The sequence below is a fragment of the Flexivirga caeni genome (assembly GCF_003724155.1).
In the GTDB taxonomy this organism is placed as follows: Bacteria; Actinomycetota; Actinomycetes; order Actinomycetales; family Dermatophilaceae; genus Flexivirga; species Flexivirga caeni.
The window spans coordinates 16,373-41,875 of record NZ_RJJQ01000011.1 but is presented as its reverse complement, the minus strand read 5'-3'; the positions used below and the strand labels follow the sequence as shown (position 1 = coordinate 41,875).

At 68.6% G+C, this 25,503-nt stretch carries 21 protein-coding genes; 4 read left to right on the top strand and 17 right to left on the bottom strand.

Annotated elements, in window-relative coordinates; all coding sequences use genetic code 11:
- Positions 1-17 precede the first annotated feature (17 nt).
- From EFY87_RS11430 to ppk2, 5 genes are all read right to left on the bottom strand, one after another.
- Entirely contained in the window at positions 18-803 is a 786-nt protein-coding gene (locus EFY87_RS11430; protein WP_123271618.1) for an MBL fold metallo-hydrolase, read from the bottom strand.
- Positions 800-1,645 (bottom strand): glutamate racemase, encoded by an 846-nt coding sequence (gene murI / locus EFY87_RS11425; RefSeq protein WP_123271617.1) that lies wholly within the window; start codon positions 1,643-1,645, stop codon positions 800-802. Before murI ends, EFY87_RS11430 begins: the two co-directional genes overlap by 4 nt.
- Entirely contained in the window at positions 1,645-2,427 is a 783-nt protein-coding gene (locus EFY87_RS11420; protein WP_123271616.1) for a fumarylacetoacetate hydrolase family protein, read from the bottom strand. The genes murI and EFY87_RS11420 overlap by 1 nt, the downstream gene beginning before the upstream one ends.
- 26 nt (positions 2,428-2,453) lie before the next feature.
- The gene (locus EFY87_RS11415; RefSeq protein WP_158607603.1) at positions 2,454-3,533 is read right to left on the bottom strand and encodes an SGNH/GDSL hydrolase family protein; all 1,080 of its coding nucleotides are present in this window, start codon (positions 3,531-3,533) and stop codon (positions 2,454-2,456) included.
- Positions 3,534-3,696: 163 nt separating this feature from the next.
- On the bottom strand, positions 3,697-4,512 hold the full coding sequence (gene ppk2, locus EFY87_RS11410; protein WP_181445479.1) for a polyphosphate kinase 2: 816 nt from the start codon (positions 4,510-4,512) through the stop codon (positions 3,697-3,699).
- A 171-nt stretch (positions 4,513-4,683) separates the two neighbouring features.
- On the opposite strand from ppk2, the gene EFY87_RS11405 reads away from it, so the two are divergent.
- The gene (locus tag EFY87_RS11405; RefSeq protein ID WP_123271614.1) at positions 4,684-5,562 is read left to right on the top strand and encodes a 3-methyladenine DNA glycosylase; all 879 of its coding nucleotides are present in this window, start codon (positions 4,684-4,686) and stop codon (positions 5,560-5,562) included.
- A gap of 566 nt (positions 5,563-6,128) precedes the next feature.
- On the opposite strand, the gene EFY87_RS11400 is transcribed toward EFY87_RS11405, so the two are convergent.
- From EFY87_RS11400 to EFY87_RS11385, 4 genes are all read right to left on the bottom strand, one after another.
- Entirely contained in the window at positions 6,129-7,625 is a 1,497-nt protein-coding gene (locus EFY87_RS11400) for an HNH endonuclease signature motif containing protein (protein WP_123271613.1), read from the bottom strand.
- A 262-nt stretch (positions 7,626-7,887) separates the two neighbouring features.
- Positions 7,888-9,471 (bottom strand): citramalate synthase, encoded by a 1,584-nt coding sequence (gene cimA / locus EFY87_RS11395; RefSeq protein WP_123271612.1) that lies wholly within the window; start codon positions 9,469-9,471, stop codon positions 7,888-7,890.
- Between the two features lie 257 nt (positions 9,472-9,728).
- Positions 9,729-11,099, bottom strand: a complete 1,371-nt coding sequence (locus EFY87_RS11390; protein ID WP_158607602.1) for an RNA polymerase sigma factor — start codon at positions 11,097-11,099, stop codon at positions 9,729-9,731.
- A gap of 180 nt (positions 11,100-11,279) precedes the next feature.
- The gene (locus EFY87_RS11385; RefSeq protein ID WP_123271610.1) at positions 11,280-11,480 is read right to left on the bottom strand and encodes a hypothetical protein; all 201 of its coding nucleotides are present in this window, start codon (positions 11,478-11,480) and stop codon (positions 11,280-11,282) included.
- Positions 11,481-11,646: 166 nt separating this feature from the next.
- Here EFY87_RS11385 and EFY87_RS11380 point away from each other — a divergent pair, with 166 nt between their 5' ends.
- Complete coding sequence (locus EFY87_RS11380) at positions 11,647-11,889, top strand: hypothetical protein (protein WP_123271609.1); 243 nt, start codon at positions 11,647-11,649, stop codon at positions 11,887-11,889.
- A 55-nt stretch (positions 11,890-11,944) separates the two neighbouring features.
- Here EFY87_RS11380 and EFY87_RS11375 read toward each other — a convergent pair whose 3' ends face one another.
- The 3 genes from EFY87_RS11375 to EFY87_RS20310 all read right to left on the bottom strand — a co-directional run bounded on the left by EFY87_RS11375 (position 11,945) and on the right by EFY87_RS20310 (position 14,828).
- Positions 11,945-13,045 carry a branched-chain amino acid aminotransferase gene (locus tag EFY87_RS11375; RefSeq protein ID WP_123271608.1) on the bottom strand — a complete coding sequence of 367 codons (1,101 nt, stop codon included), beginning with the start codon at positions 13,043-13,045 and terminating at the stop codon, positions 11,945-11,947.
- Between the two features lie 130 nt (positions 13,046-13,175).
- Complete coding sequence (locus EFY87_RS11370) at positions 13,176-14,228, bottom strand: 3-isopropylmalate dehydrogenase (protein WP_123271607.1); 1,053 nt, start codon at positions 14,226-14,228, stop codon at positions 13,176-13,178.
- Between the two features lie 312 nt (positions 14,229-14,540).
- Complete coding sequence (locus EFY87_RS20310; RefSeq protein WP_158607601.1) at positions 14,541-14,828, bottom strand: hypothetical protein; 288 nt, start codon at positions 14,826-14,828, stop codon at positions 14,541-14,543.
- A gap of 93 nt (positions 14,829-14,921) precedes the next feature.
- Between EFY87_RS20310 and EFY87_RS11365 the strand changes: the two genes are divergently transcribed.
- Positions 14,922-18,113: an ATP-binding protein gene (locus EFY87_RS11365; protein ID WP_158607600.1), complete on the top strand. Its 3,192-nt coding sequence runs from the start codon at positions 14,922-14,924 to the stop codon at positions 18,111-18,113.
- Between the two features lie 94 nt (positions 18,114-18,207).
- On the opposite strand, the gene EFY87_RS11360 is transcribed toward EFY87_RS11365, so the two are convergent.
- From EFY87_RS11360 to EFY87_RS11340, 5 genes are all read right to left on the bottom strand, one after another.
- On the bottom strand, positions 18,208-19,014 hold the full coding sequence (locus EFY87_RS11360) for an ABC transporter permease (protein ID WP_123271605.1): 807 nt from the start codon (positions 19,012-19,014) through the stop codon (positions 18,208-18,210).
- Complete coding sequence (locus EFY87_RS11355) at positions 19,011-20,021, bottom strand: ATP-binding cassette domain-containing protein (RefSeq protein WP_123271604.1); 1,011 nt, start codon at positions 20,019-20,021, stop codon at positions 19,011-19,013. Before EFY87_RS11355 ends, EFY87_RS11360 begins: the two co-directional genes overlap by 4 nt.
- Positions 20,022-20,332: 311 nt before the next feature.
- Complete coding sequence (ilvC, locus tag EFY87_RS11350) at positions 20,333-21,367, bottom strand: ketol-acid reductoisomerase (protein ID WP_123271603.1); 1,035 nt, start codon at positions 21,365-21,367, stop codon at positions 20,333-20,335.
- Between the two features lie 72 nt (positions 21,368-21,439).
- Complete coding sequence (gene ilvN, locus EFY87_RS11345; protein ID WP_123271602.1) at positions 21,440-21,952, bottom strand: acetolactate synthase small subunit; 513 nt, start codon at positions 21,950-21,952, stop codon at positions 21,440-21,442.
- Complete coding sequence (locus EFY87_RS11340; RefSeq protein WP_220093606.1) at positions 21,952-23,829, bottom strand: acetolactate synthase large subunit; 1,878 nt, start codon at positions 23,827-23,829, stop codon at positions 21,952-21,954. The genes ilvN and EFY87_RS11340 overlap by 1 nt, the downstream gene beginning before the upstream one ends.
- Before the next feature lie 398 nt (positions 23,830-24,227).
- On the opposite strand from EFY87_RS11340, the gene EFY87_RS11335 reads away from it, so the two are divergent.
- Positions 24,228-25,490 carry an alpha/beta hydrolase gene (locus EFY87_RS11335; protein WP_158607599.1) on the top strand — a complete coding sequence of 421 codons (1,263 nt, stop codon included), beginning with the start codon at positions 24,228-24,230 and terminating at the stop codon, positions 25,488-25,490.
- The last annotated feature ends 13 nt before the right edge of the window (positions 25,491-25,503 follow it).

The window sequence follows — 25,503 nt, the reverse complement described above, 5'->3', positions numbered from 1 at the left end:
GCGCCCCGGCCCAGACCTCAGAGTTCGTATGACGCAAACGGCTCGGCGAGCTCCACGTCCCCCGGCCAGTTGCTCGCCGCCTGCGCACGGCACAGCTCGCGGTCGTTCCAGGCGGGGATGTGTGTGAGCATCAGCCGCTCCACCCCGCCGGCCGCGACAGCGGCTTCGGCCGCCCGCGAACCGGTCAGGTGCACGCCGCGCACCTCGTCGTCGCGGCCGTCGCAGAATGCCGAGTCGGTGAGTGCCAGGTCGGCACCGGCCAGCAAGCGCGTCAGTGCAGGCGAGCTGTCGGTGTCACCGGTGTAGGCGAGCACCTTCCCGTCGGCTTCGATACGCACGCCATACGCCTCCACCGGATGGTTGACCCGGAACGAGGTGACGGTGAACGGACCGACGACGAACGAGGCGCCGTCGGACAGGTCGCGGAAGTCAAACTCCGGAGCGAGCAGCGACGGGTCGCTCACCTCCGCCTCGGACACGCCGACAGCACGCGACACCCGCAGCGCGGTGCCCGCCGGACCCCACACCGGCACCGTCACCGGCTGCTCGGAATCCGGGTGGTAGCGCAGCATGACGTGCAACCCGGGCAAGTCAGCGCAGTGGTCCGCGTGCAGATGCGACAGCACGATCCCGTCGAGAGTGCGCGGGTCGATGAAGCGCTGCAGCGCGCCGAGCGCGCCGTTGCCGATATCGAGCAGGATGTTCCAGGTGCGGCCGTCCCGCTCGGCCTGGACCAGGTAGCAGGATGCCGGCGAGTCCGGCCCGGCATACGAGCCGGCACAACCGACGACGATCAGCTTCACGAAACTCCACTCTCCTCCACGCCGCGCCTTGTATTGCCGGGGAAGACGTGGTCGAACTCGGGGCCGAGCCCCAGGAATCGCTTTGCCAGCCTTCGGAATTCATCCGGATCTCCGGTGGTGGTGAACGAGTGTCCCGGCTGGGTGTCCGCCACCCGCAACAGATCCGCGTCGGCCAACACACGGTACAGGTCCTTGGCGGTTTCTTCAGCCGATGAGACCAATGTCACCCCGTCGCCCATCACGTAGGAGATCACCCCGGTCAGCAACGGGTAGTGGGTGCAGCCGAGCACGAGCGTGTCGACGTCGTCGCGTCGCAACGGCTCCAGATAGGCCCGCGCACACGCCAGCAGCTCCGGCCCACCGGTGACCCCTGCCTCGACGAACTCCACGAACCGCGGGCACGGCACACTCTCGATGAAGAGGTCGGGTGCTGCCGCGAACGCGTCCGGATAAGCCCGCGACTGATGGGTGCCTCGGGTGGAGATGACGCCGACGCGGCCGTTGGTGGTGGCGCGCACCGCCCGCCGGACTGCCGGCCGGATGACCTCGACGAGCGGCACGTCATACCGTTCACGGGCGTCGTGCAGCACCGCAGCCGAGGCAGTGTTGCACGCGATCACCAGCGCCTTGACCCCGTGGTCGACCAGTCGGTCGAGACAATCCAGCGCGAGCGCGCGCACCTCACCGATCGGCAGCGGCCCGTATGGCGCCCGCGCCGTGTCGCCGAGGTAGGCGATGTGCTCGTGCGGCAACTGGTCGAGCACCGCGCGGGCGACGGTGAGTCCGCCGTAGCCGCTGTCGAAGATGCCGATCGGCGCGTCGTCGCGACCGCCCGGCACCATCACTCCTCATCGCCGTGGCGCACGAACACGTTGTCGAGGACACCGATGTCGCCGACCTCGACGGAGACGCGCTGACCGGGTTCGACCGGACCGACACCCTCCGGGGTGCCGGTGAGGATCACGTCACCGGGCAGCAACGTGAACGCTTTCGAGACTTCGGAGACGAGGGTGGCGACGTCGAAGATCATGTCCTCGGTGGTGCCGTCCTGCACCGTGGTGCCGTCCACTCGGGTCACGACGCGCTGATGCGCCGGGTCCAGGTCGGTCTCGATCCACGGACCGAGCGGGCAGAAGGTGTCGAACCCCTTGGCTCGCGCCCACTGACCGTCCGACTTCTGCAGGTCGCGCGCCGTCACGTCATTGGCGCAGGTGTAGCCGAAGATCACCGATCGGGCATCGGCGGGCTCGACGTCCTTGCACATGCGGCCGATCACGACGGCGAGTTCGCCCTCGTAGTCGATGCGCTGCGACTGCGGCGGCATCACGACCGGATCACCCGGCCCGACGACGGCGGTGTTGGGGACGAGGAACATCAGCGGCCGCTCGGGGACGTCATTTCCCAGCTCGGCGGCATGTTCGGCGTAGTTGCGGCCGATGCCGATGATCTTCGAGCGCGGGATCACCGGCGCGAGCAGTCGCACCTGGTCGACCGTCGTGGTGACTCCGGTCAGCTCGATCTTGGTGTAGAGCGGATCTCCGGAGATCTCCGCGATCTTCTCGCCGGCACCGTCGACGAGCCCGAACGTGGGGTCCTCACCTGTCGTGTATCTCGCAATGCGCACCCGGCAACTCTATGCGCTCGTCCGAGTCAGTCGCGCCGCCGCCGGATGCGAGCGAGTGCGCCACCGGCGATCGCCGCCGCCCCCACGGCGGCGATCCCGGCACCCACCAGCACTTCGTCGTTGCTGCCGCCGCTCGCACCACCGTCGGTGATGATCGGCGGGCCGGTGGTCGTGGAGGTCGCCGTCCCGCTGGTCGAGGTGGGCGAACCCGACGAGGTCGGCGAAGAAGTGGGCGACGTGGGGCTGCTCGTCGGCGACGTGGGCGGACTCGTCGGTGGAACCGCCGGGATGGCGGCGATCACGGCCTTGGCCATCTCGGCGTAGCCGGCGTCGTTGGCGTGGATGTTCTGCTTGGAGCACATCCAGGTCCACTGGCAGATCCGCGCGACGTTGAGCGGTATGTCGCCGAACGGCGGGACGTTCACCATGTCGGTGAAGTCGGTGCTGGAGAACGCAGTGGCGACATCGGCGGTCGGTGCGTCAATTCCCTTGGCAGCACTCGCGATCGAACCATTGAGCTGCTCCTGCAACGCCACCGCACTCTTCGCAAGAGTCTGGCCGTCGGTCCCGAGCAGCCAGGCTGCGAGGAACGGGTTGTAGTAGTTGGCCACGACGATCCGGGCGTTCGGTGCGGCGGCGCGCAGCTTGCCGACGATCGTCGGCAACTGCGTAGCGACTTCCTGCAGACCCTTCACCACGCACGCCATGTCGATGCCGTTGGTGGTCGCGCACGTCTGCACGTTGTTGGCACCGATGTCGAGCGTGATCAGGCTGACCTGCGAATGTGCCTTGAGGAAGTCGACGGCGGCGGCGACCTGGTTGCCCTCGGGATAGGTGCACTTGCCGCCGTCCAGCATCGTGCCGGTGGTCTCGCCGGAGCACGCCAGGTTCTCCAGTTGCACGCCCGGCTCGGTCTGCTTCAGATGCGCCAGCACCCCGCCGACATACCCGCCGGTCTTGTCGTCGCCGACGCCGGGCTGGTAGCCCGCAGCGAGCGAATCTCCCAGCGCCACATAGTAACTGCCGGTCGAGGGCGCGGCCGACGCCGACTGGGCGAACACCGTGGCGCCGCTGGCCGCGACCACGAGTGCAAGGGCGCTGGCCATACGTAGGGCATGCGACATGAAGTTCCTCCCGGGGTGAGCTGGATCACCCGGATTCTGCCACGTTTGCGCGGTCCCGACGGCCGATCCGCGGAACCTGGCCTCGGTTGGACGGCGACCGCCCGTATGCCGCCGGCTCGCGGCGCACCACGAGCAGTCCGCCGGGCTAGCTCTCGCGGCCTGCCGCGGCCTCCAGCGTCGCGGCGTGATCGGGCACGAGGTTGGACTGGTCGTGTGGCGGGCGCTCGTAACCACCTGCCGGCGGCCGCTCGGGAATCTCCACCTCCGGACGGTCCACCGTCCGGAAGGGAATCTGCGAGAGCAGATGCGCAATCATGTTGATCCGGCCCCGCCGCTTGTCCTCGTTGTCCACCTCGAACCAGGGCGCTTCGGGGATGTCGGTGTGCACGAGCATCGTGTCCTTCGCCCGGGAGTAGTCCTCCCACTTCGTGATGGACAGCACGTCGTTGGGGCTGAGCTTCCACCTGCGCATCGGGTCCTTGGCCCGCGACCGGAAGCGCTTCTCCTGCTCGACATCGGAGACACTGAACCAGTACTTGAGCAGGATGATCCCGTCCTCGACCAGCAGCCGCTCGAAAATCGGTGCCTGGTGCAGGAACCGGTGGTATTCGCTGTTGGTGCAATAGCCCATCGCGCGCTCGACTCCGGCGCGATTGTACCAGGACCGATCCATCAGCACGATTTCGCCGGCCGCCGGGAGATGCGGGACGTATCGCTGGAAATACCACTGGGTGCGTTCGCGTTCGGTCGGCGCGGGCAGGGCTACAGTCCGGGTCACGCGGGGGTTCAGGTATTCGGTGACCCGCTTGATCGTCGAGCCCTTGCCGGCCGCGTCACGACCCTCGAAGATGACGACCACCCGGGCGCCGGATGCCTGGACCCAGGCCTGCATGTCGACCAGGTCAGTCTGCAGCCTCAGCAGTTCTTGTTCATAGAGCGGTCGCGCCAGTCGCTTGCCCATGCCAGTTCCCTCCGTCGGCGATGGACTCATTGTCTCCATGCGAGGGTCTGTCGGGACCGGGATCGGGGCAATCTGCGGTGGCTGTTGCCACGCAGGTCGACGACGCGGGGCCGGCGCGACCGCGCTCGCGGTCCAACGTCCCGCGTGCCCGCCCGACGTTAGACTCGCCCGATGTCCACCGTGCTGCCGCATGCACACTGGGCGCCGCTCGCCGCAGCGCATGCCGAGCGGGTCGACGCTCTGACACAGGGGCACCGCGAGCGCAGAGCCTCCGGTCGCCCGCATCCGGTCGAAGACTTTCTCTTCACCTACTACTCGTTCCGGCCGGCCCAGCTGCGGCGCTGGCACCCGGGCGTCGGCATCCGGCTCACCGATGCCGAGGATCACGGGACGTGGCGGTTCTACCGCTGGTATGACGCAGCCGCCGGTCTCGACACGGATGCTTTCGTCGAATCCCGCGGGGCCACAGTGAATTTCGTGCGCTCGCTACTCACGGCGACTGCTGGCCGGGCCCCAGCGCTGGGCTGTTTCGGGCTGCACGAGTGGGCGATGGTCTACCGCAGCGGCGAGGTCCGGCATGAGACGTGGCCGCTGCGGCTGGGCCGGTCCGGCACCGATGAGGTGGTCGAGCGCCATACGGTCCGGTGCTCGCACTACGACGCCTTCCGCTTCTTCACCGACGAGGCCCGCCCCCGCAACATGCTGCAGCCGACCCGCGAGCAGCAGGTGTCGCTGGAGCAACCGGGCTGTCTGCACGTCGGCATGGACCTCTACAAGTGGGCGTACAAGCTCACGCCGGCGGTGCCGAGCAGTCTGCTGCTCGACTGCTTCGAGCTGGCTCGGGACATTCGAGCCCTGGACATGGCTGCGTCGCCATACGACCTCCGGAAACTCGGCTACACCCCCGTGCCGATCGAGACCCCAGCGGGAAAGGCCGAATACGTGCGCCGGCAAAGGGAGTTCGCCGACCGTGGCCAGGTGCTCCGCCAGCGCCTGATCGCGGTGTGCGACCACCTCGCCACGGCGGTTGACGGCCGAAACGGCCGGTGACGGTGCAGCAACGGCGTCAGCGGTGGTTTCGGGCGTCAGCGAGTGCTTCGACCGTCAGCCGGCGGAGCGAAACTTCTTCTGCACGGCGGTCCGCCGCGCCGAGTAGCCCGGGGGAGCCTGTCCGTGAGTAGCGGGGGACGTACGGAGGGCGCCGCCGAGGAGGGCGCAGCAGAGGAGGGCGTATCGAGGCCCGGGCGCCCTCTCGTCGAGCGGGGTACTTCGGTGTCGAGCGGGGTAGATATCCGGGGTTTGAGTGTGTGTGGTTGTACCCCGTTCGGTGGGCTTCTACCCCGCTCGGCGAGAGGAGCGCGCAGCTCGAGGTCGTATGCCGGTCGGCGGGTTTGTACCCGGCTCGGTGAGACGAGCCCCTATCGGGCACTCGGAGAGCCATCACACGGAAAGGCCAGGGATCAAGCTGCGGGGAGGCTCGCCGGCCGGTGAGTTGCCTTGAGGCGGGCTCGCTCTTGGCGACCTTTCCATACGCTCCGCCGCTTCGCTCTCCCGCCACTCAGCGCACCGGCCAGGGCACACACGGCCACCCCCGGGCGCCGCCGAGGCCGCGGTGCTCAGGCTGCGTCGGGGGTGGGCATGCGGCCGGGGGTGAGGTCCCAGCACACCCCGGCCGCGGTGACGGCCGCGAGTAGCCCGAGGCGGTGGACCAGGTGGTGGTGGAACGCGCACAGCATCGCGGAGTTGAGCAAACACGTTTCCCCGCCGGCCCACCATGGGTTCACGTGATGGACTTCGCACATGCCCGGTGGCCGGTCACACCCAGGGAGGGTGCACCCGTGGTCTCGGGTGATGACGGCGGTGCGTAACCCTTTGGTGACCAGGCGCTCTTTGCGTCCCACATCCAACGGTTCACTCCGGGCGCCGAGGACGATCGGGATGACCTGCGCATCACACGCGATCCGGCGGGCGGCACCCGCATCCAGGATGTCACCGGTCGCGACCGCCTGGGCATGCCCGACACCCTCGGTCAACGTCCCCAGGTTCATCGTGATCAGGGCCGTCGCCCCGGCACCCGTGGGTGTTGCGTCCCCGCTGACCACTTTCGCTGCTGCGGTGATCAGTTCCGTCAACGCGTCCGCGCGACGTTTCCCCGGAGTCCGCTCATCCCGCACCGTCGCCGAGCCACTGCCCGACGCCCCTGTGCCAGAGTCACCACCGTCGTCACACGGGACCGGTTTCGGTGCCGACAACGCGAGAATGGCGGACGTGATCACCGCCGCACTCGCGGGAGCGAGTTCTGCGGTCAGGCGGGTCATCCCCGTCGGCGTCGTGAACCAACTCAAGGTTTCGACCGCTTCCAGTTTCGCGTCCTGCGCCGAGAGGGTGTCGGGGGCGTACTGGGCGATGATCATCCGCGTCAACGCCGACACCCCACGAGACCCCAACGCCGGATCCAGGTGCAGGAAGTGACCCAACAGTTCATCCCGCGACGCCGTCGGTAACACCGGGGCCACCTTGTCCGCGTTCGACAACGCCGCCCGGGCCACCGCCAGGGTGCACCTGCCTTCCCGCACAGCATCCGCCACCACGGCATTGCGGCGGTCACCGTAGGCTTGCGCGACCACCGCCATCGTCTTCGCATCCCGCGGCTCCACCATCGTGCCCGCCTCCACCGCATGGGAGGTGATCCACTGCACCCCCGACGCCGACACCGACGTGTTCACCTCACCCCGGATATGCGCCTCGGCGACCACCACGGTCGCCACCTGGCTACTGCGGACGTGGACCCCCATCAGCTGGGTCATCAGGTCCGACAGTCCCTCTTCCCCGAGCTGGTACAACGCACCCGGCACCTCATCCAAGGCAGCCCGGAACTCCCGCGCCAACTCCAGAATCTCCGCGCCACGACCCGGCACCACAACCGCCGGTGGCGCCGCTGACGCGCCAGGACGCGCCAAAACCGGCCCCTCTGGCGAGGTTGGTGCGGCAGAACTTGGCGATTCACCCTGGGTCACCGGTGAATCCACCGGATCGCCGGAAACGTCACCACCGGGCACCCCCGAAACCTCAACCTCGCTGGGCACCAGAGGTCCGGGATCGTTGCTCGTCATACCCGAACCTCCTTACCGTTCAGGGTGTTTCGCTGTACCTGCAGTTTACCTGAACGCACCCTGATAGCACAAGCGTTCTATCAGAATAATTTTCGAATTATATAGCCCCAACCACAGCACACGATCCACCCACGAAGTGACCTCGCGCGCCAGTGCTCACCGTCGCGACGTACGACCGATGGATGGGCTGAGTGCCCACAATCCAGCCGGATCAGACCCGCAACCGGACCGCCCGACGACGCGCGCACCGCAACACCGACCCTCACGGACGCGGCTGCACGCCCCGCTTGAGCAACCCGTAGCTGAAGGAGTCGACCAGCGCCGTCCAGCTCGCGTGCACGATGTTCGGCGCGACGCCGACGGTCTGCCAGCTGCTCGACTCGTCACTGGTCTCGATGAGCACCCGGGTCGTGGCGTCGGTGCCGTGCGACGCGTCCAGGATCCGCACGCGGAAATCGGTCAGCTCGAAGCCCGCGAGCTCCGGGTAGGCATCAGCGAGCGCCTCCCGCAACGCATGGTCGAGAGCGTTGACCGGACCGTTCCCCTCGCCGGTGGCGACCACGCGCCGGCCGGCCGCCCGCAGCTTGACCGTCGCCTCGGACAGCGCCTCCCGCCCGTCACCGGAGTCGGTGATGATGCGCCACGACTCGGTGGCGAAGTATTGCAGCGGCTCCCCCGTGACCTCCTCGCGTAGCAGCAGCTCGAACGACGCGTCTGCCGCGTCGAAGGTCCAGCCGTCCTGCTCCAGATCCTTGACCCGCTTGACGGTGCGTGCCGCGAGTTCGCGGTCGTGCGTGAGGTCGTAGCCGAGTTCGGTCGCCTTGAGTTCGATGCTCGCGCGGCCTGCCATGTCGGAGACCAGCGTGCGCATCGAGTTGCCGACCAGGGCGGGGTCGGTGTGCTGATAGAGGTCGGGGTGGACCTTGAGAGCGGACGCGTGCAGGCCGGCCTTGTGCGCGAACGCGCTGGCACCGACATACGGCTGCCGACCGACCGGCGGGATGTTGGTGACCTCGCTGACCGCATGGCTCAAGTGCAGCGCCTGGGCAAGCGCGGCCGGATCGACGACCTCGCGCCCCTGCTTGAGCTGCAGGTTGGCGACCACCGTCACCAGATCGGCATTGCCGGTGCGTTCGCCATACCCGTTCACGGTGCCCTGCACATGCGTTGCGCCGGCGTCGACCGCGGCGAGCGTGTTGGCGACTGCGCAACCCGTGTCGTTGTGGCAGTGCGCGCCGAGAATGCCGTCGGTCACGGCGCGCAGCTCGGTGACCGCGCGGAACACCTGTGGAGGGAGCATGCCGCCATTGGTGTCGCACAGCGCAACGACCTCGGCACCGGCCGCGAACGCCTCCTGCACCACCTGCACCGGGTATGCCGGATCCTGCACGTAGCTGTCGAAGAAGTGCTCGGCGTCGACGAACACTCGCCGGCCCTGCGCGACAAGGAAACTCACGGTGTCGCGCACCATCGCCAGGTTCTCCTCCAGCGTGGTGTGCAGCGCCTCGACGACGTGCCGGGGCGACGACTTGGCCACCAGGGTCACGACCGGAGCCCCTGACTCCACCAGGGCGAGCACCTGCGGGTCCTGCGCGGCTTCCGTGCCGGCCCGCCGGGTGGAGCCGAACGCCGCGAGCACCGCGTGCTGCAGGCGCAGCTCGGTGGCCGCACGGCGGAAGAACTCGGTGTCCTTCGGGTTGGCCCCCGGCCAGCCGCCCTCGACGAAGCCGAATCCGAGCTGATCCAGGTAGCCCGCGATGGCCAGCTTGTCCGGCACGGACAGGTTCAACCCCTCCTGCTGGGCGCCGTCGCGCAAGGTCGTGTCGTAGACGTGGAAGTCGGTCATCAGGGGATGCCTTTCCGGGCGGTTCGTCGGGTGGTGCGAGTGCGGCGGCGCGGACCCGATCCTTCGCTCATGCCGGCGGGGTGGGCCGGACACGAAAAAACCTCCCGGGGTAACGGGAGGTTGCGCGTCGGATCAGGTCCGACGCGCTAGCTGATAATGACCGTTGCGGTGGTGACCGCGGTCACGAGAAGTGCCACGGGGTCAGTCTGGCACCGACTATCCGAGTGATGACACCGCGGTCTCGCCATACGGACAGATCAGTCCGTCAACCAGCAGAAGATCAACCAGCAGGGCGGCGTGGTCGGGCTGGCCGTCGGCGTGCTGGTCGGGGGCTGGGTCGGCCGCGTCGTCCGAGTCGGGGTGGTCGTCGACGACGGCGGTGCCACCGGGCGCGAGGTCGACGAGGTGGTCGTGGGTGCCGGCCGCGTCGACGGCGGGGCGACCGGGCTGGTGGTCGACCGCGGCTGCGAACTGGGCGCGGTCGGCGAGGCCGACGTGCTGGTATGCCGCGAGATCGCGCGCACCGTCTGCGAGCGACTCGAGGAGGTCGTCACGTGTGTGGGCGACACGCGCGATCGATGGGCGCTCGAGCGTGCCGAGCGACTCGAAAAACTCGCGGCTGCAGTGCTTTTCGGCCCGGCGGTGGATGACTGCGTCGTAGCCGGGGCGGCGGCTGCGTGCTGACCACTGCTGTGCACGATGGCGTATGCCGAGCACATGCCCACGGCCAGGACACCCGCAGCGGCAGCGCCACCGATCGCCACCTTGCGACTCTGGCCCACTCCCCTGGCCCAGTGCAGCCACGCGACACCCCCGGCGACGTGGGCGGTCGCCGGTGCAGCAGTGGCCGCCGTCGCCCAGGCGATGCCGGAACCGAGCGCCAGCAGCGCAGGCAGCAACAGCGCGCCCAGATCCCGGTCGACGAGCCGCAGGTCGGCCAGACGCCGCTTGCAGGTGTGGCACTCCTCGACGTGTCGCCGCACGTCGGCCGCCGCGACGACCTCGGCGTCCGGCAGCAGCTCAACCAGGCGCGGCACGAACGGTGCGCACTCCGGCGCGATGCCGTGCGTCGACCCGTGCGCCCGGATGTAGGCGACCCGGAAGCCGAGCCGCGCGCGGCGCGCGAGGGCCGCGACCGCATTCGGGGACTTCCCCAGATCGGCGGCGATGTCGGTGTTCTTCTCGTGATCGACCGCCGTGCGCCACAGCACGCTCTGCCAGCTGGGCGGCAGCGTCGCGAACGCCTCACGGACCAGCCCGAGTTCGGCATGGTGCGCGACCGGGTCGAGCGGCGCGTGATCGGTGTCCTCGAAGTCGGTGATCTCATCGGTGAGCACGTCGGAAGCGGCGGCCCGCCGGGCTCGGGTGGTCGCCTGATTGCGGACCGCGGTCAGCAGATAACCGCGGACCGACGTCGCCGGTCCCGAGTCGTTGCTCAGGGCGTGCAGCATGCCGCAGAACGCGTCGGAGGCGAATTCCTCGGCGTCCTTGGGCTGCCGGCTGATCCGCCTCGCGGCCGCCAGTGTCGCCGGGTAGTGCCGAGACCAGAGCGCAGCCATGGCGTCGGCATCGCCGCGCCGCACGAGCGCCAGCAGCTGACGATCGTCGGCATCGGTCAGGGCGGTCATCGCCGGTCCTCCGTCCGTGCTGTGGGTGCGGTCGTGCGCGGCGCCCCGCCCCGATCCACCGCGTCCGAAATTCTCCCATAGCGAGCGTCCGCGTGGTTCGTTACGCCTCGGCATTCCGGCCGACTCACGCGCGCGTGGCCGGAGCCGGCCCGTCATACCCCGTGGTCGCCGGCCGGCCCGTCACAACGCACCGGCCCGCCGCACCACCTCGACCGACGCCTCGCCCACAGCCGACAACGCGCGGAGCAACTCGACCGGATCGGTCGCAACCGGCCGGACGCGGGACTGGGCGACCAGGTGACTGTAGGCGCGCACCGCCGTCGCGAGCGCCTGGAATTCGTCCGATGCGGGGTCGGGATCGTGCCACGACGACTGTCCCACCAGGAGCCGTCCTTCCGTGTCGGTGCCGTGCCGGGTGCCGCGGCCTTCACCGATGAAGAGTCGCGAGGGACCGAATCGTGACGTCGCGGGCGCAGAAATCTTCGCGTCACCATTTCGGTCCTCGTGCGTCTCTACCTACCGAACGGTCACTTACGACAGGAGAACCATGATGTCCCTGCACAACGGCGACTCACTCGGCAGCGCCCTGCCGGGCCAGTTGCGGCGCGAACTCACCCGGGCGCTCGCCTCGACGCCGCGTTCCCCGGGCCTGGATCGGTATGTCCGGTGGCTGCAGGACGCGATCAACCGGCTCACGACCGGCGCCCAGGCACAGGCCGTGTATGACGAGTGGGTCGACACGCATCCGCGGTGCGCTCGACGGGCGATGCACACCGGCGGTCGCCCGTAACCACGCCGGGCGAGCACCTACCGACGACAGCCGCGTCGGGGCGGCGTCTGCGCACTCAGGCGAGCCGGGTCAGCCAGCCGTGGGTGTCCTCGGCCCGGCCGTACTGGATGTCCAGCAACGTGCCCCGGATCCTGGTGGCGACCTCGTCGGTGTGACCCTCACGCCGGTGGTCGCAGGAGCCACCCTCCCAGCGCAGTTCGCCGACGGGGGTGACCACGGCCGCCGTACCGCACGCGAACACCTCGGCCAGCTCGCCGGCGGCCGCGGCGTCCTTCCACTCCTGAATCGGGATCCGGCGCTCCTCGGGTGACAGGCCGAGTTCCTTGGCCAGCTCCAGGATCGAGCTGCGGGTGACGCCTTCCAGGATAGTGCCGGTGAGCTCGGGGGTGACGATGCGGCCGTCCCGGTAGACCAGGAAGAGGTTCATGCCGCCGAGCTCCTCGATGTAGGTGTGCGTCGAGGAGTCCAGGAACACCGCCTGATCACACCCCGCGGCGATGCCCTCCAGCTGGCCGGCGAGCGAGGACGCGTAGTTGCCACCGCACTTCGCGTTGCCGGTGCCGCCTTCGCCCGCACGCGCGTAGTCGGTCGAGATCCAGAGGTTGACCGGCTTGACCCCGCCGCCGCCGAAGTAAGCACCGGCCGGCGAGGCGATCACCGAGAAGGTGACGGACTTGGCCGGACGCACCCCGAGAAACGCCTCCGAGGCGAACATGAAGGGCCGCAGGTAGAGGGAGGCCTCGCCGCCGTCGGCCGCCTCCGGCACCCAGCTCTTGTCGATCGACGTCAGCTGCTTGAGCGACTCGATGAAGTCCGCTTCGGGCAGCACCGGCAGCGCCAAACGCGTTGCGCTGCGGGCGAACCGGGCAGCGTTGGCCTCCGGGCGGAAGGTCCACACCGAACCGTCGGCGTGGCGATATGCCTTCATGCCCTCGAAGATCTCCTGCGCGTAGTGCAGGACGGCGGCCGCCGGGTCGAGCTGGAAGGGCTCGTATGCCGACACGGCCGCGTCGTGCCAGCCGGACGCGGCGTCCCAGGCGATGCGCACCATGTGGTCGGTGAAGTAGTTGCCGAATCCGGGGTCGGCCAGGATCTTCGCTCGCGCGTCGTCGCTGGCGCGGTCGGCCCGCTCGGTGACAGTGAACTCCAAGGCCATGGCTTCCTCCGGCTGGTCCTTAGTAGGACGTGGGTTGATCGGACTTCCAACCATGAGGGTATGCCCCTCCGCTGGGCGTCATACAAGTGGTCGTGGTGCATCCGGCGGCCGCCGGATGGCACGGCGTGCGCTAGGCGCGCGTCGCGATCGCGTCGCCGATCTCGGCCGTCGAACGCTGCGCGTCGCCGCGCTCGGCCAGGTCGCCTGCGACGGCGCTCTCGATGCGCCGGGCGGCGTCGTCCTGCCCCACGTGCGCGAGCAGCAGAGCCACCGACAGGATCGCTGCCGTCGGGTCCGCGATGCCCTTGCCGGCAATGTCCGGCGCCGAGCCGTGCACCGGCTCGAACATGCTCGGAGCCGTGCGGTCCGGGTTGATGTTGCCCGACGCAGCCAGCCCGATGCCTCCGGTCACGGCTGCGGCCAGGTCGGTGATGATGTCGCCGAAGAGGTTGTCGGTGACGATCACGTCGAAGCGGCCGGGGTCGGTCGCCAGATAGATCGTCGCCGCGTCGACGTGCGTGTAATCGGTGTGTACGTCGGGGAATTCGGCGCCGACCTCCTCAACCGTCCGACGCCACAGGTGGCCGGCGTGGGTCAGCACGTTGTGCTTGTGCACCAGGGTCAGCTTCTTGCGGTCGCGCGCCTGAGCCCGCGCGAAGGCGTCGCGCACGGCTCGCTCCGCGCCGAACCGGGTGTTGACGCTGACCTCCGTCGCGAGTTCCTGCGGGGTGCCGACGCGCAGTGCTCCGCCGTTGCCGGTATAGGGGCCTTCGGTGCCCTCACGGACGACGACGAAGTCGATGCCGTCGGGGGCGACCCGCGCCAGGTCCAGCGGGGACGAGGTGCCGGGGTAGAGCTTCGCCGGGCGCAGGTTGATGTAGTGATCCAGCTCGAATCGCAGCCGCAGCAACAGGTTTCGCTCCAGCACACCGCTGGGGACGGACGGGTCGCCGATTGCGCCGAGCAGGATCGCGTCGTGCCCGCGCAACTCCTCCAGCACGCTGTCCGGGAGCGTCTCGCCCGTGGCGTGCCAGCGCCGCGCGCCCAGGTCGTATTCGGTGCGCTCGACCTTCGTGTCAGTCACCGCGTCGAGGACTTTGAGCCCTTCGGCGACGACCTCCGGCCCGATGCCGTCGCCGCCGATCACTGCCAGGTTCAAGGTCTCCGAGGGTGCCGTCGTCATGGGCGTCAGCCTAGACCGCGGTCTCGCCATTCGATATCTGGATCTTGTATGACGGACAGTCGCCCGCGGTCACACCCAGCCCTCACCGCCGAGCGGGGTACTTCTCCACCGAGCGGAGTACAAACCCGGCTCGGGACGCCCTCCGCAAGTACCCCGCTCGATGCGGATGTACCCCGCTCGGCGACAGGCCACTCCGACCCGGCCGGTCGAGAAACGGACGCCCGCGAGACGACGACCAGAACAGACCGGTGCGGCAGCGAACTTGTTCGCTGCCGCACCGGTCTGTTCTGCGAGGAGTCGAAGCAATAAAGCTCAGTCGCGCAGGTCCATCGACTCCTGCAGTGCGCGACGGGCGTCCAGTTGTTCTTCGGTCATGATGCGTTCCTTCGGGTGCGGCGTGCGACGGGCGGGCTCCCCCGGAGGTCCCGGGCCGACGCACAGAAATTGTGGGAGGTATGGCGAGTGGGTGTCAGCGCAACGCGGGTTCTCCGCGGCGAGGGGCTGACTTAGGACTCGCCGCGGCAGCCGATAAGGATGAGGCTCCGCGTCATACATCTGAAGATACGCCGGGTCGTCCGGGTCGCGATACAGGAATCTCATTATTCGGGCGTCCGACAATCGGTCGTGCTCGCGGCCGGGTCCGCCGGTCGCGCCCCACCGCGGATTCTGCCGCTCGGCACTAGGCTCGGCCGAGTGAATGTCCGGCTCGTGCTGCTGCCCGAGGTCTCCTTCGACGGCAGACCGATCACCAGCGCGGCCATCGGCCGTCTGGTGGCCTGTCTCGCAGCCGATCTGCGCACCGGTGCCGGCAGCGCCCGCCTCATCGAGGACCTCTGGCCGGACGACCGGCCGGAGCACCCGGCGAAGGCGCTCCAGGTGGTCGTCTCCCGCACCCGTTCGGCGCTCGGCGCCGGGGTCGTCGAGAGCACGCCGGGCGGCTACCGGCTGCTGCTCGCCGAGGACGAGGTCGACGCGACCGCTCTGCGGGCTCGCGCGACTGCGGCTCGGCGCGCCCTGCGCGAGTGCGACGCGGCCGGCGCCCTGGAGCACGCGGACGCCGGTCTGGCGCTCTGGCCGGACGTCGCTGACACCGACCCTGACCCGGATGATCCGCTCACGACCCTGCGCTGTGACGCGCTTGCCGTCCGCACGACCCTCACCCGCGAGCGCGGCCTCGCGCTGGCCCGGCTGGGGCGGCACGCCGACGCCCTGGAGGCGCTCGCGCCATACCTGACCCGGATGCCGCACGACGAAGAAGTGCTGGCGACCGTGCTGCGGGCGGAAGCCGTCACGGGTTCGCGGGCCGCGGCGCTGGAGCGCTACGAGACCTATCGCAGGTCCGTGCGCGACCGGCTGGGCACCGATCCCGGCGCCGCGCTGCAGCAGGTCCATCTCGAACTGCTGGAGACCGACCGGCCGCAGGTGCACACCGGTGTCGAGCACGACCCGAACCCGCTGCTGGGACGCGACCGCGACCTCGAGGCCGTCGCTCATCTGGTGGGCACCTCGCGGGTGACCTCGATCGTGGGTCCCGGCGGGCTGGGCAAAACCCGCCTCGCCCATGCCGTATGTCGTCAGACGCTTTACCGCACAGTGCAATTCGTCGGACTTGCCGGTGTCACCGACTCGTCGGAGGTCGCCGCCGAGGTGGCCACGGTCCTCGGTGTCACCAGCGCCCGGACCCGTGCCGCTCGCACCACCGAGGCACCGGTGGATCTGGCCACGGCGATCGCCCGCAGTCTCGGCGGCGTCTCCGCACTGCTGGTGCTCGACAACTGCGAGCACGTGCTCGACGGCGTCGTGGAGCTGACCCGTTCGCTCGTCGCGGTGCTGCCCGATCTGCGCATCCTGACGACGTCACGCGCACCGCTCGGGCTGTCCTCGGAGACCGTCTATCCGCTTGCCGAGCTCGACCTCGACACCGCGGCCGAACTCTTCACGCAGCGTGCACGGGCGGTGCGGCCGGACGTCGAACTGCCCGAGGACGTCATACGCCGATTGTGTGCTCGGCTGGACGGGCTGCCACTGGCGCTCGAGCTGGCGGCGGCGCGCACGAACGTGCTGTCGGTCCGGCAGATCGAGCAGCGGCTGGAGCACCGGTTCGCACTGCTCAACCGCGGTGCGCGCGACGCACCGGATCGGCACCGCACGCTGCAAGCGGTGATCGACTGGAGCTGGCGCTTGCTCGGATCCGCCGAACAGGAAGCGCTGGCAACGCTTTCCGTCTTCGCTGACGGATTCGACCTCGATGCTGCGGGTGATGTGCTCGCAGCCGGTGGCCCGCCGACGGCCGACCCGGTAGAGATTGTGGAGCAGCTGGTCGACCAGTCGCTGCTGCAGCGAGCCGACCGCGACGGTCGACCCCGCTTCCGGATGCTGGAGACGGTGCGCGAGTTCGGCACCGACCAGCTGGCACACTCCGGGCGAACCACCACCGCCTCCCGAGCCGTGCTGCGCTGGGCGACGGCCGTCAGCCGCACCCGCGGGCCGCAGCTGTTCGGTCCCGACCCGGACGATGCCTTGCACTTCCTGCTCGCCGAGGAGGACAACCTGACCGCCGCGTTGCGCGCCGCACTCGACGGTGCGGACGCCGCTGCGACGGCCGCCGTGTTCGGCGCGCTCGGCTCACTGTGGTCCGTCCAGTCCCGTCACGAACGCGTCTTCGATCCCGCGTCCGACGCCGTGCGGGTCATCAGCCACTACCACCCGGGCGCGCAGGACCTCGAGATCACCCGGCAGGCGCTCGTCCTCGCGGCCGTCAACCTGAACATCGTCGGCAACCCGACCGGGTTGCGTGCGCTGGTGCTGCTGCGGCGGCTTCCGCCCGCGGCCACTTCCGGGATCGTTGAGGCGCTCGCGCGATTGCTCATGGTCGACGACGGCATGCTCCCGCTCGACGCCGATCGCGCGATCGAGGTCATGGACCGGGCTGACCCCGCGCTGCGCGCCGCGACCATGCTGCTCGTCGCGCACGTCCTCGAGAACGACGGCCGGGCCGACGAGGCGCTCCAGGTCGCCCGGACGGCAGAGACCGAGCCGGCCATTGTCGAATCGCCGTGGGGCACGCTCGTCAACCGGACCCGAGTGGCGGAACTGGCCGCCGCGGTCGGCGACTACGTGGGGGCCGAGGAGACGGCGGCGCGCGCCATCCCGCTGCTGGAACGCTTCGGCGCGCAGGGCGATCTGACGTCGATGCGCTGGACGGTCGCGATGCTGCGCCTGCAGCGTGCGGACGTCGCGGGCGCGACCGAGCAGTTGCAGGCAGCCGGGCTGCCACCGGCCGAGGACTCGTTCGGCGAGGGCACGACGGGTATGACGATCCATGCCGAGCTCGACCTGGCCGAGGGCAACGTGGAGGCCGGACTACGCCGCTACCGCGCGGCAGTCGAACACGCCGAGCGGAGGTCGAGCCTGGCACCATTCCTCACCGACGAGTCCACCTCGCCCTGGCTCTCGGTGGCGCGGTCCGCCAGCCTGGTCGCGCACGCGATCCACGACCGGCTGGACGAAGTCGCGGACCTTCCCGGACGGCTGACCGCCTCATTGCGCGCTGCCGTGACCGCGCAGGAGACTGGCCCTCTCTCCATGGTGATCCGGGTGGACCTACCGATCTGCGGGTGCGCCGTGCTCGGTCTCAGTTACGCGCTCGCGATGTCGGGAACATCCGTCGGCGAACGCGCCTGCGCGGCCCGCGGATTCGCGTTGTCCGAGGCGCTCGGGGTGTCGCGCACCTCGCCCGCCTTCGCGCTGCAGCGGGCGCGGGCCCTCGCCATACAGACGGATGCCCCGGCATACGACTCCGCTCGGGAGACGTATGCCGGGGCCGGTCGCGACGAGCTGCTGAAGCTGCTCGGCCAGTGGCTCGACGCACTGCCGCACTCCTGATCGAGCGAACCCCTTATCGATCGAGAGGACCCAATAATGGGCCGCATTATGGGGTCCTCTCGAAACGGATGGGGTCCCCTCAATCGGGGCGCGGTCAGAGCTGGCGGCGGTAGCCGCGCACCGCGAGCGGCACGAAGACCGCCACGACGATCGCGCAGGCGAGCAATGCCCACCCGACCTCGCTGTTGACGGTGCCGTGGTTGGCGAGCGAACGCAGCGCCGACACGACGTGCGAGACCGGGTTCACCTTCACGAACGCCTGCAGCCAGTCCGGCAGCGTCGAGGCCGGCACGTAGGCGTTGGACAGGAAGGTCAGCGGGAAGAGCACCATCATCGAGATGCCCTGCAGGCCTTGCGCCGACTTCATCATCGTGCCGAGGAAGGTGAACACCCACGACAGCGACCAGGCGGTCACGACGACCAGCAGTCCGGCTGCGACGACTCCCACGACACCACCGCCGGGCCGGTAGCCCATCGCCAGGCCGACCAGGATGGTCAGTGTCGTCGCGATGGCATAGCGGACCGTGTCGGCGACGGCCGGGCCGGCCAGCGGTGCGACCCGTGACATCGGCAGGGACTTGAACCTGTCGAAGACGCCCTTCTCCATGTCCTCGCGCAGCGTCACGCCGGTCGCCATACAACTCGTCAGGGCGGTCTGCACCAGGATGCCCGGAATCAGCAGCGGAAGGTACTTGCTGACGCCGCCGGCCACCGCGCCGCCGAAGATGTAGCCGAACATCGGTGTGAACAAAAGGGGTTGGAGCGTCACGTCGAAGAATTGCTCCGGGTTGCGTCGCATCTTCTGCAGTGCGCGACCAGTCATCAGCAGGATCTGCCGCAGTGTCTCGCGGGGGCTGACGCGGGCCCGCAGTTCGGGCAGGGCGGCGGTGAGCGTGGTCATCGGCTGATCTCCATCTCGTCGAGCTGCCCGGAGGCAGCGGGGCCGGTGCTGGCGTGGTCCGGTTCGTCGCTCGCGGGCGAGCCGGTCAGTGCAAGGAAGACCTCGTCGAGGGTCGGCTCCTCGACCTTGACCTCCTGCACGCTGATGCCACTACGGCGCAACGCGATCAGCGCCTCAGCCGCATCGTCGGCACGTTCCAGGGGGACGGTGAGGCGCGCCGCCTCCGGGGTGCGGCTCGCGGGCCGGCCGAGCACAGTCGCGACTGCCCGCGCGGCAGCGTCCATGTCAGCCGGATCCGCCAGCCGGACCGCGAGTGTCGACCGGCCGACCGACGCCTTGAGCTCCCCCGAGGTGCCCTCGGCGACCTTGCGGCCGTGGTCGATGACCGCGATCCGGTCGGCCAACTGGTCCGCCTCGTCGAGGTATTGCGTGGTGAGCAGGATGGTCGAGCCCTGCCGGACCAAGTCGCGGATCGTGTCCCACATCTGCCCGCGGGTGCGCGGGTCGAGGCCTGTGGTCGGCTCGTCGAGGAAGATCAGCGGCGGTGAGGAGATGAGGCTCGCGGCCAAGTCGAGCCGGCGTCGCATGCCACCGGAGAATTTCTCCAGCAGCCGGTCGCCCGCGTCCGTGAGGCCGAAGCGTTCGAGCAGGTCCGCCGCTGTCTCCCGCGCCTGTTGCTTGCGCTGCCCATGGATTCGTGCGAAGAGCACGAGATTCTCACGGGCAGTGAGCTTTTCGTCGACAGATGCGTATTGCCCGGTGAGTCCGATGAGCTGGCGCACCTTGTGCGGTTCGTGGTGCACGTCGACGCCGAAGATGCGTGCCGAGCCCGCGTCGATGCGCAGCAAGGTCGCCAGCATGCTCAAGGTGGTCGTCTTGCCGGCACCGTTCGGGCCGAGTACGCCATACACCTCCCCCGCGTGGACCTGCAGGTCGATGCCGTCGACCGCGCGCAGTTCCCCGAACTTCTTGACGAGGCCCTGTGCCTCGACGGCGAGATCGGTCATCGCATGTCTCCTTTCGTGGTAGGTCGCGGGAAGATTGCCTTCCACATGTCAATTTATCTTGACATTCCATTTTGTCAAGACTGATTGACGTCGTGGTCATGGCCTTCCGGCTGCCACTCAGGATGCGCGCCGCTACCTTCGCGACGGTTTCAGCGCGGTTTCACGTCCTACCCGGGCGCGTCCCATACACGAATGACGGCGACAACACGACCACCGGACGCCCGCGAGACGACGACCACATCAGGGAGCGGGTTTCCCGGACTTGTTCGGGAAAACCGCTCCCTGATGTGCGAGGAGTCGAGCACAAGAACTCAGCGGGCAGCAGAGCCTTCGACGTAGTCGGCGTCGGTGTCGTTGTCCTTGATCCAGCTCATCAGGCCGCGCAGTTCCTTGCCGGTCTTCTCGATCGGGTGCTGGGCGCCCTTCTCGCGGTAGGCGAGGAACTCCGGCGCGCCGGCGTCCTGGTCGTCGATGAAGTGCTTGGCGAAGGTGCCGTCCTGGATGTCAGCAAGCACTCCCTTCATGTTCTCCTTCACGTGCGGGTCGATGACCCGCGGGCCGGAGACGTAGTCGCCGAACTCGGCGGTGTCGGAGATCGACCAGCGCTGCTTGGCGATGCCGCCCTCGATCATCAGGTCGACGATCAGCTTCAGCTCGTGCAGGCACTCGAAGTAGGCGACCTCGGGCTGGTATCCGGCTTCGGTGAGCACCTCGAAGCCGTACTGCACCAGCTGTGACGCGCCACCGCACAGGACTGACTGCTCCCCGAAGAGGTCGGTCTCGGTCTCCTCGGTGAACGTCGTCTTGATGCCGCCGGCACGCAGCCCGCCGATGCCCTTCGCGTAGGACTTCGCGAGGTCCCATGCGGTGCCGGACGCATCCTGCTCTACGGCGAGCAGAACCGGCACGCCACGCCCGTCGACATACTCGCGTCGGACGATGTGGCCCGGGCCCTTGGGCGCGACCATCAGCACGTCCGCGTCCGCCTTGGGCTTGATGTAGTCGTAGCGGATGTTGAAGCCGTGCCCGAAGACCAGCGCGGCGCCGGGGTTCAGGTTGGGCTCGATCTCCTCGGCATACACCGTCCTCTGCACCTGGTCGGGGGCCAGAATGACGACGACGTCCGCCTCCTTGACCGCGTCGGCGACCGGCAGCACGCGCAGGCCCTCGTTCTCGGCCTTGACCGTGGACTTCGAACCCTCGCGCAACCCGATCCGGACGTCGACGCCGGAGTCACGCAGGTTGAGCGCGTGTGCGTGTCCCTGGCTGCCGTAGCCGATGACGGCGACCTTCCGGCCCTGGATCACCGACAGGTCGGCGTCGTCGTCGTAGAACATCTCGGCCACTGGAATCTCCTTGATTGATGTGTGAATTTCGTTGGTATGGATACGGTTTCAACCGTTGTATGGCGAGGCCGGCTACGCGCTGCGGCGCCCCCGGTCGGTGATGGACTTGCCACCCCGGGCGACGCCGACCAGACCCGACTGCACGATCTCGCGCACGCCGTAGGGGTCGAGCACGTCCAGTAGCGCCGTCAGCTTGCCCGGCGTGCCGGTCGCCTCGATGACGACCGCGTCGAGCCCCACGTCGACCACATTGCAGCGGAACATCTGGGTGATCTGCACGATTTCGGCCCGACTGCTCGCGTCGCAGCGGACCTTGATGAGCAGGAGCTCACGCTGCACCGAGGCCGACTCGTCGAGTTCGACGACCTTGAGCACCTCAACCAGCTTGTTGAGCTGCTTGGTCACCTGCTCCAGCGCGGTCTCGTCGACGTCGACCACGATCGTCATCCGGGAGATGTCGTCGTTCTCGGTCGGGCCGACCGCGAGGGAGTCGATGTTGAACCCGCGCCGCGAGATGAGCCCCGAAATGCGTGCGAGCACACCGGGTTTGTCCTCCACGAGCACCGAGAGGGTATGGCGCGCCATCAGTGGACTCCTTCCGCTGCGTCGTCGTCGCGATCCCACACGGGCGTCATCGCCCGCGCGGTCGTCACCAGGTCGTTGCTCACGCCGGCGGGCACCATCGGCCACACCATCGCGTCCCGCTCGACCACGAAGTCGATGACGACCGGGACGTCGTTGATCTCCAGCGCTTTGGCGATGGTCGCGTCGACATCCTCGGTCTTGTCGCAGCGCAGCCCGACGCAGCCGTAGGCGTCGGCGAGCTTGACGAAGTCGGGCACGCGCGAGCCGGCCGCCGAGGTGTGCAGGTCGGTGTTGGAGTAGCGCTCGCCATAGAACAGCGTCTGCCACTGGCGCACCATGCCGAGGCTGGAGTTGTTGATGATGGCGACCTTGATCGGGATCTTGTTGATCACGCAGGTCGCGAGTTCCTGGTTGGTCATCTGGAAACAGCCGTCTCCGTCGATCGCCCAGACGGTGCGGTCGGGTTCGCCGACCTTCGCACCCATGGCCGCAGGCACTGAATAGCCCATAGTGCCGAGGCCGCCGGAGTTGAGCCAGGCGTTGGGCCGTTCGTACTGCACGAACTGCGCGGCCCACATCTGATGCTGGCCGACACCCGCGACATACACCGCGTCGGGCCCGGTGAGCGCGCCGATGCGCTCGATGACGTACTGCGGCGGGATCGCCGTCGCATTGTCGGCAGGGCGGTAGCCCAGGGGGTAGGTCTGCGCCCAGCCGCGAGTGCGCTCGCGCCAGGCGGTGTAGTCGCCCGCGCGCCCGGCCTCGGCGTCCGCACGCAGCGCCACGGTGAGATCCTCGATGACCGCCTTCGCGTCGCCCACGATCGGCACGTCGGCGCCCCGGTTCTTGGATACCTCGGCCGGGTCGATGTCGGCGTGGATCACCTTGGCGCCCGGCGCGAACGACGACAGGTCCCCCGTGACGCGGTCGTCGAAGCGGGTGCCGATCGCGATCAGCAGGTCCGCCTTCTGCAGCGCCGTGACCGCTGCCACCGAGCCATGCATCCCGGGCATGCCCAGGTGCAGCGGATGGCTGTCGGGCACCACGCCACGCGCCATCAGCGTCGTGACGAGGGGTATGCCGGCCAGGTCGACCAGCTCGCGCAGTTCTTGCGCCGCCTCGGCGCGCACGATGCCGCCGCCGAGGTAGAAGACCGGCCGCTTCGACTCGCGGATCAGCCGGGCGGCGGCCCGGATCTGCTTGTGGTGCGGGCGGGTCACCGGTTTGTAGCCGGGCAGCGCCACATCGGCGGGCCAGGTGAAGGTGGTCGAGCCGGTCAGCGCGTCCTTGGTGATATCCACCAGGACCGGACCGGGGCGACCGGTCGAGGCGATGTGGAACGCCTCCTTGATCGCGGCCGGGATCTCAGCCGGGTCGGTCACCAGATAGCTGTGCTTGGTGATCGGCATGGTGATGCCGCGAATGTCGGCTTCCTGGAAGGCATCGGTGCCGATCGTCTTGGAGCTGACCTGACCGGTGATGGCGACGATCGGCACGGAGTCCATGTAGGCGTCAGCGATCGCGGTCACCAGGTTGGTGGCGCCGGGGCCGCTGGTCGCCATACACACGCCGACCTTGCCGGTCGCCGACGCATAGCCTTCGGCGGCATGACCGGCACCCTGCTCGTGCCGCACCAGGATGTGCCGCACCTTGACCGAGTCGAGCAACGGGTCGTATGCCGGCAGGATCGCCCCCCCGGGTATGCCGAAGACGACCTCGGCACCAGCCGCCTCCAGCGAGAGCACCAGGCTCTGCGCGCCGGTCACTTCGATCGGGGGCGCCGGCGACCGCACCGCCGGCGCGAGGTCAGCCGGCGTGGGAATCTGCCGCGGCGCTTGGTCCCTCAGCCCCGTGGCTGAGTCTCCTGCTCTGTTCACTGTCACCTTGCTGTCCTTACCGTCGGAGCACGCTCGCGCATAAAAAAACCCTCAGCCCGGAATCCGGGTGGTGAGGGTCAGCGCGCGAGCCGAATGAATCAGCTTGCGCGCCTGAGAAGTACGAGAATCCGTGCCACCGCTCCAGTGTCGTCGGCGGACCGCGTGGGCGTCAACATTCTGAGATGAGCGTCTTGCATTCCGGACATGTGACCCGCGCCATACGCGGTGGCGCGGCATCTGACAGTGCTCCCAGAAACCCACCAGGCAACGTCCAGCGCCAAGTGTCACTATCATCTGGATCCGAAGGGGTCGAGAACACGCGCACCGAGGCCAATACCCAGTCTCACGCGCCGCTCTGCATAGGCTGCATGTATTCGTTTGGGGGCGAGGTTTCCGAAATGGCACTGATGGGCACGACGTTATGGGTCACGCTGGCGTGCGCGGCAGTGTTGATCCCGCTCGTGACGGTCTTCGTGTGGTCACGACTGCGCGGGCCTCTCGCGGTGCGCGCCATCATCAGATTCTTCCTGCTGATTCTCGGGCAGGTCGTCACCGTGGCACTGGTCGGCGTCCTCGCCAACAACTACGGGCAGTTCTATACCTCGTGGAGTGACCTGTTCGGCACCGACCACACGCCGCCGATAGTCGCGCAGTACGGAGCGCACACCGGCCACAAGCACCGCGGGGCAGCGACCGTCGTACTCCGCGTCGCCGAGAACTCCATCGGCACGCAAACCGGCGTGCTGCGCCTGCTCGGCGCGACCAACTGGTCGACGCCCGCGCAGCGCGACACGCGCGGCGAGATTCAGTCGGCGATCATCAGCGGCTACGGCTCCGGCCTCAGCAACCAGGCATTCATCTACCTGCCGCCGCAGTACTTCTCCCCGAAGTATGCCCACTTCCGCTTTCCCGCCGTCGAGACGCTCACCGGGTATCCAGGATCGGCGCAGAATCTCGTCGACATCATGGACTACCCGAGCCGGGCGCTCGCCATGGTTCGGGCGCACGAAGCCAAACCGATGATCTACGTCATGCTGCGGTCGACCGCAGCCCCGCCGCGCGACACCGAGTGCACCAACATCGCGAACGGGCCCCAGGCCGAGACTTTCCTCGGGCACGAATTGATCAGTGCGGTCGAGCACGGTTTGCGAGTCCAGCCCGGGCACTGGGGCGTGATCGGCGACTCGACCGGAGGTTACTGCGCCGCGAAGCTCGCGATGGCCGAACCGTCGGTCTACGCCGGCGGCGTCTCGCTCTCCGGCTATTACCACGCGCTCAACGGGGGGACGGCCGGCAACTTGTTCGGCGGTTCGCTGCAGCTGCAGCACGAAAACGACATGCGGTGGCTCCTGCGGCACCGGCCCATCCCCCCGGCGTCGTTGTACGTGACAATCAGCAAGCAGGAGACGAACAAGGACGAGGGTTACGAGGAGACGATGCGCTTCTTGCACGAGGTCAAGCCGCCGATGTCCGTCACTGCGGCCATCCTGAAGTCCGGCGGCCACAACTTCGCCACCTGGGATCGTGAGCTTCCCAAGGCGATGCGCTGGCTGGCCGAGCACATCGACAGCCCGACGAAGCCCGCGCACCGCCACCACCACTGCCACCATGACGCGGCGATCTCCGCCGACTCCGCGCACACCGATCCCAAGTCGTACTGATCGGCCGGCTTCG

What these genes read in the sequence shown, in the direction of transcription:
- EFY87_RS20310 (WP_158607601.1), bottom strand. Translation starts at nt 14,828, where the DNA reads ATGAGATTCCTGTATCGCGACCCGGACGACCCGGCGTATCTTCAGATG.
- EFY87_RS11380 (WP_123271609.1), top strand. Translation starts at nt 11,647, where the DNA reads ATGATGTCCCTGCACAACGGCGACTCACTCGGCAGCGCCCTGCCGGGC.
- EFY87_RS11400 (WP_123271613.1), bottom strand. Translation starts at nt 7,625, where the DNA reads ATGACGAGCAACGATCCCGGACCTCTGGTGCCCAGCGAGGTTGAGGTT.
- ilvN (WP_123271602.1), bottom strand. Translation starts at nt 21,952, where the DNA reads ATGGCGCGCCATACCCTCTCGGTGCTCGTGGAGGACAAACCCGGTGTG.
- EFY87_RS11335 (WP_158607599.1), top strand. Translation starts at nt 24,228, where the DNA reads ATGGCACTGATGGGCACGACGTTATGGGTCACGCTGGCGTGCGCGGCA.
- EFY87_RS11370 (WP_123271607.1), bottom strand. Translation starts at nt 14,228, where the DNA reads ATGACGACGGCACCCTCGGAGACCTTGAACCTGGCAGTGATCGGCGGC.
- EFY87_RS11355 (WP_123271604.1), bottom strand. Translation starts at nt 20,021, where the DNA reads ATGACCGATCTCGCCGTCGAGGCACAGGGCCTCGTCAAGAAGTTCGGG.
- murI (WP_123271617.1), bottom strand. Translation starts at nt 1,645, where the DNA reads ATGGTGCCGGGCGGTCGCGACGACGCGCCGATCGGCATCTTCGACAGC.
- EFY87_RS11405 (WP_123271614.1), top strand. Translation starts at nt 4,684, where the DNA reads ATGTCCACCGTGCTGCCGCATGCACACTGGGCGCCGCTCGCCGCAGCG.
- cimA (WP_123271612.1), bottom strand. Translation starts at nt 9,471, where the DNA reads ATGACCGACTTCCACGTCTACGACACGACCTTGCGCGACGGCGCCCAG.
- ppk2 (WP_181445479.1), bottom strand. Translation starts at nt 4,512, where the DNA reads ATGGGCAAGCGACTGGCGCGACCGCTCTATGAACAAGAACTGCTGAGG.
- EFY87_RS11415 (WP_158607603.1), bottom strand. Translation starts at nt 3,533, where the DNA reads ATGGCCAGCGCCCTTGCACTCGTGGTCGCGGCCAGCGGCGCCACGGTG.
- EFY87_RS11360 (WP_123271605.1), bottom strand. Translation starts at nt 19,014, where the DNA reads ATGACCACGCTCACCGCCGCCCTGCCCGAACTGCGGGCCCGCGTCAGC.
- EFY87_RS11390 (WP_158607602.1), bottom strand. Translation starts at nt 11,099, where the DNA reads ATGACCGCCCTGACCGATGCCGACGATCGTCAGCTGCTGGCGCTCGTG.
- EFY87_RS11375 (WP_123271608.1), bottom strand. Translation starts at nt 13,045, where the DNA reads ATGGCCTTGGAGTTCACTGTCACCGAGCGGGCCGACCGCGCCAGCGAC.